The sequence below is a fragment of the Salibaculum halophilum genome, assembly GCF_002094885.1.
Lineage (GTDB): Bacteria > Pseudomonadota > Alphaproteobacteria > Rhodobacterales > Rhodobacteraceae > Salibaculum > Salibaculum halophilum.
This window is the reverse complement of the sequence record NZ_MSIT01000003.1, coordinates 222,506-237,003: the sequence shown is the minus strand read 5'-3', so window position 1 is coordinate 237,003 and position 14,498 is coordinate 222,506. Positions and strand designations below refer to the sequence as shown.

The following is a 14,498-nucleotide window of genomic DNA, read 5'->3' as shown; positions in this document are numbered from 1 at the left end:
ATGGCAAAGACAAACCCCTCTGACACCTCCGTGACCGTCTCGGCTGAAAACATAGCCTCCTCGGCGCGCGCCGCCAGCAAGGGGCGCGGATTGCCGCCGGTCGAGGACTGGAACCCGCCCTTCTGCGGCGACCTGGACATGCGCATCGCCCGCGACGGCACCTGGTTCTACCTGGGCACGCCCATAGGCCGGCCCGAACTGGTGCGGCTGTTCTCGACCATCCTGCGCAAGGACGGGGACGACTATTTCCTCGTCACCCCCGTCGAAAAGGTTGGCATCACCGTGGAGGATGCGCCCTTCGTGGCGGTGGATTTCGAACGCGACGGCGATGCGCTGCGGTTCGAGACCAACGTGGGCGATCATGCCATGGCCGGGCCCGAGCACCCTATCCGCGTCGCGCGTGACCCCGAGACGGGCGAGCCGTCTCCTTACGTCCTGATCCGGCGTAACCTGGAGGCGCTGATCGACCGCAAGTCCTTTTACCGCCTGGTCGAGATCGGCGAGACGGCGCCGCATGACGGGGAAGACTGGTTCGGCCTGCGCTCGCAGGGGGTGTTCTTTCCGATCATCCCCGCGGCCGAGCTTCCCTAGGCCGCGGCGCGCCGTGCCCCGATTCTGCGCCAACCTGACGACGCTTTTCACCGAAGCCCCGCTGCTGGAGCGGCCCGCGCAGGCCGCCGCGGCCGGTTTCGCGGGCGCCGAGATCGCCTTGCCCCATGACGCGGACACCGCGGCGCTGCAGCGGGCGCTCGACACGGCGGGCCTGCCTCTGGCGCTGGTCACATGCCCGCCACCCGACCCGGCGGGCCTCGCCGCTGTGCCGGGGCAGGAGGCGCGGTTCCGCGCGGTGTTCGAGCGCAGCCTGCGCACGATGGACGCGCTGGGCGCGCAGCGGCTGCGCGTCATGTCGGGCGTCGCCGAAGGCCCCGAGGCGGCGGGCGTCTTCGCCGACAACCTGGCCTGGGCCGCCGAGGCCGCGCAGGGCCGGCAGTTGACCATCGCGCCGGTCAATCCCGCCGACCGGCCGGGCGATTTCCTCGACGATTTCTCGGTCGCGCTGGCCCTGCTGGACGAGATCGGCGCCCCCAACCTCGGCCTGCAGTTCGACGCCTACCACGCCCATCGCATCACCGGCGACGTGCCGGGCACCTGGGCCGCGGTGGCCCCCTGGGTGCGCCACGTCCGGGTGGCCGGGGTGCCGGGCCGGCATGAGCCTGCGGGCGGGGCCGTGGACTATCCCGCGTTCTTCGCGCGGCTGGACGCCGACGGCTACGACGGCTGGGTCGGGGCCGACTACCACCCGCGCGAGGCGACGCAGGACGGGTTGGACTGGCTGCCGAATTGAGCGCGTCCGCGCGCTTTCATTCCGCCAGCGGCGGGGTGACGCGCCGCCCCCAGGCCGCGCCGGTGGCAGGCGGGGGCCTCCGGCGGCGGTATTTGGGCACCCGAAGACGCGGGCGCGCGGTTCAGATCGCAAGGCACATGTACTTCATCTCGGTGAACTCGTCGATGCCGTGGGCCGAGCCCTCGCGGCCCAGGCCCGACTGCTTGACGCCGCCGAAGGGGGCGGCTTCGGTCGAGATGATCCCGGTGTTGATGCCGACGATGCCGTAGTCCAGCGCCTCGGCGACCTTGTGGACGCGCGAGATGTCGCGCGCGTAGAAATACGAGGCCAGCCCGAAGATCGTGTCGTTGGCCATGGCGATGACCTCGTCCTCGTCGGTGAAGCGGAACAGCGGGGCGAAGGGGCCGAAGGTTTCCTCGGTGGCGACCTTCATCGCGGGCGTGGCCTCGCCCAGCAGCGTTGGTTCGAAGAACTGGCCCCCGATCCGGTTGCCGCCTGTCAGGACGGTGCCACCATTGGCCAGCGCGTCGTCGAGGTGATCCTGCACCTTGTCGACCGCCGCGGCCGAGATCAGCGGCCCGAGGTCGGCGCCGTCGTCGGCCAGTCCGTCGCCGACGCGCAGGGCCGCGACGGCGTCTTTCAGGCGGGCGGCGAAGGTGTCGTAGATGCCGTCCTGCACGTAGATTCGGTTGGCACAGACGCAGGTCTGGCCGGTGTTGCGGAACTTGCAGGCGATGGCCCCGGCGACGGCGGCGTCGATGTCGGCGTCGTCGAAGACGATGAAGGGGGCATTGCCGCCCAGCTCCATCGAGCATTTCATGACCTGGTCGGCGGCCTGGCGCAGCAGGAGCCGGCCCACCTGCGTGGAGCCGGTGAAGGTCAACTTGCGCACCAGCGGGTTCTCGCAGAACTCGCGGCCCAGCCCCGCGGCGTCGGTCCCGGTCACGACTGAGAAGACGCCCGGCGGCACGCCGGCCTCTTCGGCCAGTTTCGCCATGGCCAACGCCGAGAGCGGGGTCAGTTCGGCCGGCCGGGCGACCATAGCGCAGCCCGCCGCCAGCGCCGGGGCCACCTTGCGCGCGATCATGGCGATGGGAAAGTTCCAGGGCGTGATCGAGGCGCAGACACCCACGGGCTGGCGGATCACGGTGATGCGCTTGTCGGGCTGGTGGCCGGGGACGGTCTCGCCGTAAAGGCGCTTGGCCTCTTCGCCGAACCACTCGATGAAGGACGCGCCATAGGCAACCTCGCCGCGCGCTTCGGCCAGCGGCTTGCCCTGTTCCGCGGTCATGATGCGGGCGAGGTCCTCCTGGTGGCGCATCATCAAGTCGAACCAGCGGCGCAGGACCCCGGCGCGGTCCTTGGCGGTGCGCGCGGCCCAAGGGTGGCGGGCCTCTTCGGCGGCCGCGATGGCCCGGGCGGCCTGCGCGCGGTCGAGGTCGGCGACGCGGGCGATGACATCGCCGCGGGCGGGGTTGGTCACATCGAAGGTGGCACCCTCGGGGCCGTCGATCCACTCGCCCCCGACAAGGGCCTGTTCGATCACCAGGTCGGGGCGGGAGAGGATGTCCTCGAGGGATGTGGGCGCTGTCATGCTCGGCCTTTCGATTCGGGTGCTACGTGGCAGGTTATGGCCCCGGCGCGGCCCGGCCAAGGGGGCGGGGCCCTCATCCGGCGGACCAGCAGGGCAGGGGATCATCCGGCGCCGGGCTCGCCGCATGGACGCCCCGGGCGACGGCCCGGGCCAGGCAGGTGGCCGCGGCATGGCCCAGCGCGAGGGTTTCGGCCACGGGCTCCGACAGCGGCCTTGCCCCGGTGCTGGCGGCGAAGACAAGGTCACCGTCCATGGGCGTATGCGCGGGCACCAGCGCTCGGGCCAGGCCGTCATGCGCGGCGGTGGCCATGCGGGTGCACTGGGCCTGGTCAAGCGCGGCATCGGTGGCCACGACGGCGAGGGTCGTGTTGGGCGCGGCGTCCAGTTTGGTCGGGTGATGCGCTGGGAAGGTCGGGGCGGGGCCGAGGCCGCCGAACTCGGTGCCCTGCTCGAAGGGCGCGGCCCAGAAGTGGCGCGTGGTGCCCACCGTCGCGCTGCCCAGCGCGTTGACGGCGACCAGCGCGCCCACGGTATGCCCCGAGGCCAGCCGCGCCGAGGCCGAGCCCAGCCCGCCCTTGACCGTGGCGGTGGTGCAGCCTGTGCCCGCCCCGGCGCTGCCCAGCGCGAAGTCGGGTCCGGCGGCCACCAGTGCGGCCCGGCCGAGACCGGGATAGGGAGTGTCCTGCCAGTCTTGTACCCCGCCGGCCATCAGGTCGAAGAGGATCGCGGCGGGCACGATGGGCACGCGGTGGGGGCCAACGGCAAAGCCGCGCTCCATCGCGCGCAGGCCCGTCGCGACGCCGTCGGCGGCGGCGAGGCCGAAGGCGCTGCCGCCCGACAGGACCAGCGCGTCAACCTGCTGCACCGTCTTGTCGGGGGCCAGGAGGTCGGTCTCGCGGGTGCCGGGGGCGCCGCCCATGACGGCGACGCCGGCGGTGAAACGGTCCTCGGCGGTCAGGACCGTGACGCCGGATTTCAACCGCGCGTCCTGCGCGTTGCCCACCCGCAGGCCGGCGACGTCGGTGATGAGGTTGCGTGCACCTGCCGTCATCGGGTGCGGCGCCCGGGGCCGTTGGTTGCCATGGCGCGATCGGTCATGCCGCACACCCTGCGCCATCAGGCCGCCAATGACCAGCCATCCGTGCCCGGCCCGCTGTCAGGCCCGTGCGCCGCCGGCATGGGTGATCCGCCGCAAGACCCATTCGAACGGTCCTAGAGAGAAGCGCATGCGCCAGATCGCGACCACGCAGATCAGGGCGAGGGTGACGGCAAGGGCGATCCCCGTCGCGGTGGCCCGGTCGACCGCGCCCCACAGCCCCAGGCCGTAGCCTGCGAAAAGTGTCGACAGCAGAATGGAATGGCCGAGATAGATGCTCAGGCTCGATCCGCCGGCCACGAGGGCGCGGGACAGAAGCGGGCCGGGCGGACGGGCGGTGGCGGCGATCAGACCGAGGTAGCCGAGCGTTGCGATCGGCGCGACCGCGATGGTCAGGGCAGCGCCTGCAACGCCCGGACCCCATTGCCATGCCGCGGCGGCGCCGAGGCTTAGGATGAGGCCGGGACCAAGGCAAGCACGGCGCGCCCGCCGCCAGAGCGGATGCGCCGCATTGTCGATCATGCCTGTTTTCACCGCCGCCAGTCCCAGGCAGAACCATCCCAGCGCGGCGGTGCCCTGGACAATCAGAAAGACGGGCAGGGCAAAGGCGAAGCCGATGGCCCGGAACAGCACCACCTCCGCAAAGCTGCCTCGGGTGATGATCTCGCGTTCGCGGGCAATCATATCGGCCGGCGCGTCCGGTATCGACAACAGGATGGGCGGCGCGATCACCACCTGGACCAGCAATAGCGCCGCGCCGAGGCGCACGAGCCGGCCCGCCGGCCAGCTCCGAACGCGGTAGAGGATGGTGCCGACCACCGCGTAGATGACAAGGATATCCCCGGGAAAGAACAGGCAGCCATGCGCGATGCCCAGAAACAGCAGGCCGAGCATGCGGTTGCGGTAGATGCGGCCGAAAGCCAGTCCCTGCCGGTCTGCCGATCGCATCAGAAAGCCCAGCCCGACCCCGAACATGAAGGAAAACAGGCCATAGGTCTTGAGCGTCGCAAGCCCGTTGACCAGCCAGAGCGTGACGGCGTCCGCGGGCGTGATGCCGCCCGGATCGACAATACCGTGAAGCGAGGAGAAGGCGATGTATTGCACGTTCACCACGACGATTCCGAACAGTGCAACGAGGCGCAGGTAGTCGGGCATGAGGGCGCGGCTGCTTTCGGTCATGGTCGGCCTTTGATCGGGCGGAGAGGAATATGCCGGCCGGTCGGCCCACTGTTTAAAATGCACTGCAGACGGGGCCGGGCGGCAACAAAATTCTGGAATTTTGTTCCCCGCTCGCCTACGGACGTGACCGCGCTGGGCGCGATGGCGTCGCCCCCGGTTTCCTGCGCCTTGTCGTCCTGAACGCCGGGACCTCTTTCAGCAAAGGGGGCCAGACATGGACCGTCCCGACTTCTATCGTTTTCACCAGGGCGACCGGGTGTTGCCCTTCGAGGCCTCGGAATACGAGGCGCGGCTCGCCGGCCTGCGTGCCGCGATGGACGAGAGCGGCATCGGGGCCTGCGTCCTCACCTCGATGCACAACATCGCCTACTACGCGGGTTTTCTCTACTGCGCCTTCGGCCGGCCCTATGGACTGGTCGTGACCGAGACCGACTGCGTGACTATCAGCGCGGGCATCGACGCCGCGCAGCCCTGGCGGCGATCCTTCGATGACAGCATCACCTACACGGACTGGCGGCGGAACAACTACTGGCGCGCGATAAGGTCCGTGACCGGCACAGGTGCCGCGATCGGGATCGAGGCCGACCACATGACCCTCGCGCAGCGGGATCTGCTGGAGGATATGCTGGAACCGGCCCTGACTCTGGATATCGCGCCGGCGACCATGGCCCAGCGCATGCGTAAGTCGCACGCCGAGATCGCGCTGATCCGGGCCGGCGCCGCGGTGGCCGACACGGGCGGCTATGCCATCCGCGAGGCGGTGCGCGAGGGCGCGCGCGAGATCGACGTGGCCATGGCCGGCCGCGACGCGATGGAACTGGAAATCGCCGACAGGTTTCCCCAGGCCGAGTATCGCGACACCTGGGTCTGGTTCCAGTCGGGCATCAACACCGACGGCGCCCACAACCCCGTGACGGCCCGCAGGCTGGGGCGCGGCGACATCCTCAGCCTGAACACCTTCCCGATGATCTCGGGATATTACACGGCTCTGGAACGGACGATGTTCCTGGGCGAGGTCGACGTGGCCAGCCTGCGGATCTGGCAGGCCAACATCGCGGCGCATGAATACGGCATGTCCCTGCTGAAGCCCGGCGTGAGCTGTGCCACGATCACCGAAAAGATCAACGACTTCCTCGCAGAGCGCGACCTGCTGCACTACCGCACCTTCGGCTATGGCCACTCCTTCGGGATACTCAGCCACTACTACGGCCGCGAGGCGGGGCTGGAACTGCGCGAGGATGTCGACACGGTCCTCGAACCGGGGATGGTCATCTCGATGGAGCCGATGCTGACCATCCCCGAGGGCCAGCCCGGCGCCGGCGGGTACCGGGAACATGATATCCTGGTCATTACTGATGACGGCAACGATCGCATCACCGGGTATCCCTATGGCCCGGAGTTCAACGTGGTCGGCTGAGGCCCGACCGGGCGTTTCCGGCTCCCGGGTCCATCGGGGATAGAATGGGCCCGGCCGGGATCGGCGGGATTGCCTCGGCGCGCGGGCCTGCTAGGCTGCGCCAGAATTCAACAGGATACCGTCCCATGCGCCATGTTTTCCGCCTCGTGCTTACGCTTGCGTCACTGTTGGCCGTCGCGGGGTGTTCCGGCGGCGCCGGGCTGATCCCGGGTGGCCCGGTCGCGGGGTATGGCGCGCTGGAGGACGGTGAATATGTCCTGCCGCCGGTCCCGGCAAAGCACCTGCAGGGGGTCAACCGGCGCATGCCCGTCGTCTACGACGGCTCCGAATCGCCGGGCACCATCGTCGTCGATCCCCATGCCAAGTTTCTCTATCTCGTCGAGGAAGACGGTGCCGCCATGCGCTATCCCATCGCCGTGGGCCGCGCCGGGCTGCGGATGCGGGGGGATTCCACCGTGGGGATGAAACGCGAATGGCCCGGCTGGACGCCCACTGCCAACATGCTGCGCACGCAGCCCGAGGTTTACGGCCCCTTCGCCGACGGCGTCGAGGGCGGCTTGGCCAGCCCGCTGGGTGCGCGGGCGCTCTACCTCTACCAGAACGGGCGCGACACCTTCTTTCGCATTCACGGCACCAACGACCTGCCCTCGATTGGCAATTCCGGATCCGCGGGCTGCATCCGCTTGTTCAACCAGGATATCATCGACCTCTACGAACGGGTCGAACGTGGCGCGCGCGTGACCGTGCGGACCTACGAGGAATCCGTCGCTGCCGAGGGCGAAGATCTGGCCAACCGCGGCGAGGAGCTGCCGCCCACTATCGTGGACCCTGCTTCCATCTACGGCGCCACGGATGTGACCGCTGACGAGGCCCCGGCGGCGCCGGATGAGGCCTGAATGAGCCGCGTCCGTGTTTGTCGTATGCGACTGACAGGGGTCAGCGCGGCCGCGGAGGAAAGGGTTCGGATTTGACCGGAGGTGTGGGGCTTGACCTGATCGTTCCGGCGCTTGCGCTGGCGGCCATGGGGTGGTCCGTTCCACGCCTGCTGTTCCACGTTTTTCCCGAGGGGGTGAAAGCGCTTATCCTGCTCGGCCTGTGCTCGGCCCTGGTCATGATGGTGCTCGGGATTGCCTTTTTCACGGTGCTCTACCTCGCGCAGGGCATCGACTGGTCGGCCCTGTTGCGCGACGGATGGGTCGCATTCCTGGGGCATTTTCTGGAACTTGGGGCGATTTCGGCCCTGCTCTGGGGGCCGGTGATGGTGCTCGGTGTGGCCAGCCTGCCGAAACGGTGGCGGGAGAAGGAATGGTAGGTCGGAGAAGCCGGCTGCGCGGAGGAGCCCCATCGCGGCCTTTCGCCCGCCCCGATATGCTGTAAACAGGATGGGCCGGGACGACGGGCCCGTTCGGCACATGCGTTCAAGAGGTGCGAGAGATGAACTTTGTCCGGCTGGTTATCTTCGGGTTCCTCGTCCTTACCGTGGTCTATGTCTGCGTGTCACTCTATTCGCGCTCGGTCCGGCGCGAGAAGCTGGAGGCCGAATGGGAAGAGACCCGGCCCGAGGGCATCCACCGCGACGCCTTTGTCAAGGAGGGCATGAAAGAGTACGAGGCCAGCCTGAGACGGCGGCTGATCCTGCTTGTCTACGTCATCCCGCCGATCCTGGTCGGTGCCATCATACTTGTCGTAAACTGAAAAGAGTCCGACATGCGCAATATCCGCCGTGCGTTCCGCATCACGATCCTCGTAATCCTCGCCCTCTGGCTGCACTACGTGCTGCCGCATCGCGACGTCGCCCGGGTGACCTCGACCGAGGTCGTGCGCACCGATCTGTCGGGGCTCAACCGGATCTTTTTCGCGCAGACGGACACGGGCAACGCCGAGAGCCTGTCGCGCGACCTCAGGTTCATCAATTCCCAGCGCAAACGGACCTACCTGTTCGGCCTGATCCGGGGCGGCAACCAGACCATGGTGTATCGCAACGAGGATACCGGCTGGATCTACCCGCCCTATTTCAAGTTCGACAGCGCCGACCTGCAGGCCGAGGCGGGGGCGGCGATCTCGACCGAGGCGCCGTATGACTGGGTGGTGATCACCCACTACGGCTGGCGCATCAACTGGCTGTCGATATATCCCAACGCGGTGTCGATCCGCCCCGCCCCGGGCGAGGATTTCCGCCCCGTGCCCTGGTCGAACATCGTGATCTACGTGCTGATGCTGGCGGGTGTGCTCTTCGTGCGGGCGATGTGGCGGCAGTTCCGCGAACGCACGCTGGACCCGCTGGCCGAGAGCGCCGAGGACCGCATCGACCACGTCCAGGCCGATTTCGCCGAGCGGCGGGGTCGGCTGCGGCGCTGGTGGGACCGCCTGCGCGGCAAGTGACCGCACGGTCTGCGCCGCGGGCGCAGGCCTGCTTGTCTCGCCGCCGCCTTTGGCGGCGTCTCGGGAGGTGGGGGCGCTGCCCCCGTCCGCGCGCGGCGCGGACTCCCCCGCGGTATTTGTCACCCAAAGAAGCCGGGCTATTCGCCGTAGGGAATCCAGACGGTCTTGACCTCGGTCGCCTGCGCCAGCCAGGTGGCGCTGGGCCAGGTGCGGGTCTGGCCGTTGTTGACCCAGGTGCGTTTGAGCGTGGCAGCCGAGGCGCGCTCGATCTCTGCCGACAGGGCGCTCGAGGAGAAGGACCAGACCGCGTCCAGCCCGGCGTGGGCGGCCATGTGCGGGACGAGGTCGGCGTGGTCGCCGGTCAGGATGTTGAGGACGCCGCCGGGCAGGTCCGAGGTCTCGAGCACCTGGTAGAAATCCGTGGCAGACAGCGGGTAGGGGCCGGAGGCGACGGCCGCAACGCGGTTGCCCATGGCAAGGGCCGGCGCGACGGGCTCGATCAGGCCCATCAGGGGGCGGGCGTCGTCGCAGAGCACGCCGATGTTGCCGACCGGTTCATTCATGGCCAGCGCCGTGCCGCGCAGGGGCACCGGCTTGGCGCGGTGGTCGTGCTTGTCGGCCCAGGCCGCCCATTTGAACAGGGTGCGAATGGCCTGCGTCACCTCCGCCTCGCCCGAGCGGCCGCCGGTCAGGGCGTTGATCCGGCTGGCGAACTCGTCCGCGCGGGCCGAGAGGTTCTCGGCCATATAATACAGGATTTGCGCGCGCAGGTGGCCGGTGGTCGCCGACCAGGCCTTTGCCGCCGTCATGGCCTCGACCGCGTTGCGGAGATCCTTGCGGTTGGCCAGCGAGGCATGGCCCAGCAGCTTGCCCGTGCGGGTATAAACGGGGCGCGAATAGCCGGCATCTGGGCGGGCCTGCTTGCCCCCGATATAGAGCTTGGCGGTGCGGTCCAGCGGCGGGATCGGGTCACCGTCATCGGTGGTGTAGGGCGCGATCGGGGACAGTTTCTTGGCCGTGCCCCTGGGCCGGGTATAGGCCATCAGCCCCTCCCAGCCGCCTTCGCGGCCGAAGCCGCTCTCGCGGACGCCGCCGAAGCCGGCGGCGGCGTCGAAAAGGTTCGTGGCGTTGACCCAGACCACGCCCGCGGTCAGTCCGGGTGCGATATCGAGGGCGAGGTTGATGTTCTCGGTCCACAGAGAAGCTGCCAGCCCGTAGCGCGTGTTGTTGGCCAGCTCGACCGCCTCGGCCGGTGTGCGGAAGGTTGTCGAGACGAGGACCGGGCCGAAGATCTCCTCCTGCATCAGCCGGTCGGCCGGGGACAGGCCGGTGATCAGCGTGGGCGGATAGTAGCAGCCCTGCGCCGGCAGCGGGCCGGGCGTGCGGTGAATGTCGCCCTGCGCGCCATCGACCATCTTGGTGATGGCCTGCAGCTGAACAGGGTCCACCACGGCACCCACGTCGATGGCCTTGTCCAGCGGATCGCCCAGGCGCAGCGTGTCCATCCGCGCGCGCAGCTTGTCGTAGAACCGCGGCGCGATGCCCTCCTGCACCAGCAGGCGCGAGCCGGCGCAGCAGACCTCGCCCTGGTTGAACCAGATGGCGTCGACCAGCCCCTCGACAGCTGAGTCAATATCGGCATCCTCGAAGACGATGTAGGGGGATTTGCCCCCCAGTTCGAGTGTCAGCGCCTTGCCCGACCCGGCGGTGGCCGCGCGGATGCGGCGGCCCACGGCGCTGGAGCCGGTGAAGGCGATCTTGTCCACGTCAGCGGCGGTGATCATCTCGCCCACGGCGCCGTCGCCGGTGACGATGTTGACGACGCCGCGCGGCAGGCCCGCCTGGCGGCAGATATCGGCGAAGAGAAGCGCCGTGAGCGAGGTGTATTCGGCCGGTTTCAGCACCACGGTGTTGCCCATGGCCAGCGCCGGGGCGATCTTCCAGGCCAGCATCAGCAGCGGGAAGTTCCAGGGCACGATCTGGCCACAGACGCCCAGCGGCACCTGGTCGGGCAGTTCCTCGTCCATCAGCTCGGCCATGCCAGCGTGGTAGTAGAAATGCCGCGCGGCCAGGGGGATGTCGATGTCGCGGCTTTCGCGGATCGGCTTGCCGTTGTCGAGGGTTTCCAGCACCGCGAAGAGGCGGGCGTGTTTCTGCAGCAGCCGCGCGATGGCATAGAGCGTGCGCGCCCTTTTGTGACCGTCCTTCGCCCATTTCGCCTGTGCCTTGCGTGCGGCGGTAACGGCGGCGTCCACGTCCGCCTGCCCGGCCTGCGTGACATGGGCCAGCACGTTGCCGGTGGCGGGGTTCTTCGCCTCGAAGGTTTCGCCCGGGTCGGTGAATTTGCCGTCGATGAAACAGCCGAACCGGTCGCCCATGTCCACCAGCCATTCCAGCGCCGGGGCGGCGGATTCCGGGGCGGGGCCGTAGTCCATAGTCTCGAAAATCTCCTTGACTGTCATGCGCGACCCGCTCCTGTCTTCATATTGGCGAATAAACTTACGATCCCGACTTATCCGACGGCGTGCCGCCAGCCCACGGAATAGGCGCCGGTCAAGTGATGCTCCAACTGCCGCTCGATGTCGCCCAGCAGGGACGAGGCGCCGAAGCGGAACAGGTCAGGCTGCAGCCAGCGGTTGCCCAGCTCGTCCTTGATCAGGGCCAGGTAGGTGAGTGCATCCTTGGCCTTGGAAATGCCGCCCGCGGGTTTGTAGCCGACCTTGAAGCCGGTGCGTGTCTCGTAGTCGCGGATGGCGCGGATCATTGTGAGTGAAACGGGCAGGGTGGCATTCACGCCCTCCTTGCCGGTCGAGGTCTTGATGAAATCGGCGCCCGCCATCATGCAGACCAGCGAGGCGCGCGCGACGTTGCGCAGCGTGCCCAACTCGCCCGTGGCGAGGATGGCCTTGACATGCGCCTCGCCGCAGGCCGCGCGCATCTCTCGCATCTCGTCGTAGAGAGCTTGCCAGTTGCCTTGCAGGACGTGGCGGCGGGATATCACGATGTCGATCTCGTCGGCCCCGGCGGCGACGCTTTCGCCGATCTCGGCGAGGCGCAGGCGGTAGGGCGACAGGCCCGCGGGAAAACCGGTGGAGACGGCCGCGACGGGAATGCCCGAGCCGCGAAGCGCCTCAACCGCCGGTGCGACCATCTCGTGATAGACGCAGACCGCGCCAGTGGTCAGGCCCTGCATCCCCAGCGCGTCGAGGATATCGGCGCGCGCGGGCTGGCGCGCCTTGGCGCAGAGGCGGCGCACGCGGCCCTCCGTGTCGTCACCGGCCAGCGTGGTCAGGTCGATCAGGCTGATGGCCTTGCAGAGCCAGGCGGCCTGGTGATCCTTCTTGACGCTGCGCCGGCCCGGCAGGGTCGCGGCGCGGCGTTCGATGGCGGATGTATTGGCCTGCACGGCGCGCACCCAGGACAGGTCCACCGCCACCCCGGCGTTGCGGGGCTCATGGACCTGCGGCAGGTGCGCGTCGGCGCGCGTCACGTGGGTGTCGGTGGTGTTCAAAGGGGCCTCCCGTCGATGGGCGAAGCCTGTCACGGGGGGCGTGGGCTGGCAAGACGTGGCGCGGCGTCAGGGCTGTATCAACTGCTGGCGGCGGGCGCGGCGGAACCGCTGCGGCGTCTGGCCGTGGGCGGCCAGGAACAGCTTGTGAAAATGCGAAAGGTTGGCAACCCCGCACTCGGCGGCGATCTCGACCAGGCTGTCCTCGCTGCCTAGCAGGCGGGTTGCGGCATGGGCCATGCGCCGGGCGTTGACGTAGTCCGACGGTGTCTGGCCCATGAAGCGGCGCATCGTGCGCGCCACGTGCGGGTGGGCGCGGCCGGCCACGCGGACCAGCCCCGCGGCGCCCTCGCGAAAGACCTCGGGCCGCTGCGCGCCGGTGCAGGCCCGGTGCAGCCAGGCCGGCGCCTCGGGCGGGACGTCCGCGGGCACCTGCGCGAGGTCGGCCAACAGCGGCAGCAGGAAGGCCTCGAGCGCGAGCGCATCGCGCGGCGCGCGTTCCAGCCGCAGGGCGGCGTGATTGACCTCGGCCATGCGGCGCATGTCCAGGTGATGCCGGGGCGGGTCGGCCGCCTCCGACCAGAAGCCCGTTCCGGCCAGCGTCGGGTGGTGCGCACCCAGCGTTGCGATGGCACTGTCGCGGATCGACAGCGAGACGACCATGGCCGCCGCGCCCCGCCCCTGCAGGCCGTGGACGTCGCCGGGGCGCAGGAAGATCAGGTCGCCCTCGGTCAGGTCCTCGCGCCGGTCGGGCAGGTGATGGCGCACGCGCCCGTTCTGCACCCAGAGCAGTTCATGAAATGCGTGCCCGTGCAGGCGGCGCGGCCGCCGCGCTGTCAGTTCCGCGCGCACCAGGTGGTGCGTCGCACCCGGAAAAACCCCCTCGGGAAAGGCCAGAACAGGGGTGCCCGCCTCGGTCATGGGCGCCCCATGCCGCGCCCGGCGCCCGGGCGCAGCCGCGGAGTACGCCGGGCCTCAGTCACCCATCTTGCGCGACAGGAAGCGGGGCAGCTTGTCGGCGTTCGACCCCGCCGCCGGCGCGGTTTCGGCCTCGGGCGGCGGGGCGCCGTCGCCGCCACTCATGGCCCTGATCCCGGCCAGGCCGGACTCGCCTAGCGGCACGGCGGCAAAGGGGCCGCCCAGCCGGGTGAAGTTCATGTCGTCGGGCGCCGGGTGGGGGCTATCGGCCTGTAGCGCCTCGGCCCAGTCCTCGGCATTGTCGACGGGGCGAAAGCCGAGGAACCCGGCGGTGTCGTTACGGATCGGCGCGCGGGTGTTGGCGGAAACCCCGTAGACGGTGGCAAAGCCGGTCACCGGCGCCTCGACCGCCCGGCGGACCAGCTGGCGCAGGTCATCGAAGCTCAGCCAGGTCTGCAGGGCGCGCAGGTTCTGCGGCGCGGCGGTGCAGGAAAAGATGCGCAGGCAGACCGCTTCCAGCCCGCGCTTTTCCCAGTACATCCGGCCCATGTCCTCGGCAAAGCACTTGGCCAGCCCATAGTAGGTGTCGGGCCGGTGCGGCGCGTCCAGACCGATGCCGGCGGTCGTCTCGTGCATGCCCACCGCGTGCACCGACGAGGCATAGACGACCCGCCGGGCGCCGTGCTGCCAGGCCGCCTCCCAGACGTTGTAGGCGGCGATGAAATTCGGGCCCAGAAGCTCCTCGAAAGGGCGTTCGTCGACGATGGCGGCGAAATGGACGACCATGTCGGCCCCGGCGACCAGCGGCGCGAAGGCGGCCATGTCGGCCACGTCCACCTGCTCGAACCGCTCGTTGGGCAGAAGCGTCTCGGGTGTGGGCGATATGTCGACCGACAGCAACTCCGCGGCCTGACCGGCCAGGGTCTCGCGGATCTGCATGCCAAGGGCGCCGCAGGCCCCGGTGAGAACGATCTTCTTCATGTCGGCCGTCTCCTTGATGCCTGCAGCGAGGCTGCGCCGCGGCGCGGGCAAGGTCAAGTGGCCCGGGCGCGTGCGGCG

Annotated in this window: 14 protein-coding genes; 7 read left to right on the top strand and 7 right to left on the bottom strand. The window is 69.2% G+C overall.

Annotated elements, in window-relative coordinates:
* Nucleotides 1-591 (top strand): DUF1285 domain-containing protein, encoded by a 591-nt coding sequence (locus BU124_RS04080; RefSeq protein WP_084861232.1) that lies wholly within the window; start codon nt 1-3, stop codon nt 589-591.
* Between the two features lie 13 nt (nt 592-604).
* Nucleotides 605-1,345, top strand: a complete 741-nt coding sequence (locus tag BU124_RS04075) for a hydroxypyruvate isomerase family protein (protein ID WP_084861166.1) — start codon at nt 605-607, stop codon at nt 1,343-1,345.
* 121 nt (nt 1,346-1,466) lie between these two features.
* Here the strand turns inward: BU124_RS04075 and BU124_RS04070 are convergent, their stop codons facing one another.
* The 3 genes from BU124_RS04070 to BU124_RS04060 form a co-directional block, all read right to left on the bottom strand.
* Entirely contained in the window at nt 1,467-2,939 is a 1,473-nt protein-coding gene (locus tag BU124_RS04070; protein WP_084861165.1) for an NAD-dependent succinate-semialdehyde dehydrogenase, read from the bottom strand.
* A 73-nt stretch (nt 2,940-3,012) separates the two neighbouring features.
* Entirely contained in the window at nt 3,013-3,990 is a 978-nt protein-coding gene (locus tag BU124_RS04065) for a P1 family peptidase (RefSeq protein WP_084861231.1), read from the bottom strand.
* Nucleotides 3,991-4,095: 105 nt separating this feature from the next.
* Entirely contained in the window at nt 4,096-5,214 is a 1,119-nt protein-coding gene (locus tag BU124_RS04060) for a DUF418 domain-containing protein (protein ID WP_084861164.1), read from the bottom strand.
* 214 nt (nt 5,215-5,428) lie between these two features.
* On the opposite strand from BU124_RS04060, the gene BU124_RS04055 reads away from it, so the two are divergent.
* From BU124_RS04055 to BU124_RS04035, 5 genes are all read left to right on the top strand, one after another.
* On the top strand, nt 5,429-6,631 hold the full coding sequence (locus BU124_RS04055; protein WP_084861163.1) for an aminopeptidase P family protein: 1,203 nt from the start codon (nt 5,429-5,431) through the stop codon (nt 6,629-6,631).
* A 125-nt stretch (nt 6,632-6,756) separates the two neighbouring features.
* Nucleotides 6,757-7,527: a L,D-transpeptidase gene (locus tag BU124_RS04050; protein WP_084861162.1), complete on the top strand. Its 771-nt coding sequence runs from the start codon at nt 6,757-6,759 to the stop codon at nt 7,525-7,527.
* A 71-nt stretch (nt 7,528-7,598) separates the two neighbouring features.
* The gene (locus tag BU124_RS04045) at nt 7,599-7,943 is read left to right on the top strand and encodes a hypothetical protein (protein ID WP_143529875.1); all 345 of its coding nucleotides are present in this window, start codon (nt 7,599-7,601) and stop codon (nt 7,941-7,943) included.
* Nucleotides 7,944-8,065: 122 nt separating this feature from the next.
* Complete coding sequence (locus BU124_RS04040; RefSeq protein WP_084861160.1) at nt 8,066-8,326, top strand: hypothetical protein; 261 nt, start codon at nt 8,066-8,068, stop codon at nt 8,324-8,326.
* Between the two features lie 12 nt (nt 8,327-8,338).
* Entirely contained in the window at nt 8,339-9,013 is a 675-nt protein-coding gene (locus tag BU124_RS04035) for a DUF1523 family protein (RefSeq protein WP_084861159.1), read from the top strand.
* A 137-nt stretch (nt 9,014-9,150) separates the two neighbouring features.
* Here the strand turns inward: BU124_RS04035 and BU124_RS04030 are convergent, their stop codons facing one another.
* From BU124_RS04030 to BU124_RS04015, 4 genes are all read right to left on the bottom strand, one after another.
* The gene (locus BU124_RS04030) at nt 9,151-11,475 is read right to left on the bottom strand and encodes an aldehyde dehydrogenase family protein (RefSeq protein WP_084861158.1); all 2,325 of its coding nucleotides are present in this window, start codon (nt 11,473-11,475) and stop codon (nt 9,151-9,153) included.
* Between the two features lie 50 nt (nt 11,476-11,525).
* Nucleotides 11,526-12,524, bottom strand: coding sequence for a deoxyribose-phosphate aldolase (gene deoC / locus BU124_RS04025; RefSeq protein ID WP_179141858.1), 999 nt, complete (start codon nt 12,522-12,524; stop codon nt 11,526-11,528).
* A gap of 66 nt (nt 12,525-12,590) precedes the next feature.
* Nucleotides 12,591-13,442: a helix-turn-helix transcriptional regulator gene (locus BU124_RS04020; RefSeq protein ID WP_084861157.1), complete on the bottom strand. Its 852-nt coding sequence runs from the start codon at nt 13,440-13,442 to the stop codon at nt 12,591-12,593.
* 54 nt (nt 13,443-13,496) lie between these two features.
* Complete coding sequence (locus tag BU124_RS04015) at nt 13,497-14,420, bottom strand: NAD-dependent epimerase/dehydratase family protein (protein WP_084861156.1); 924 nt, start codon at nt 14,418-14,420, stop codon at nt 13,497-13,499.
* Between the last annotated feature and the right edge of the window lie 78 nt (nt 14,421-14,498).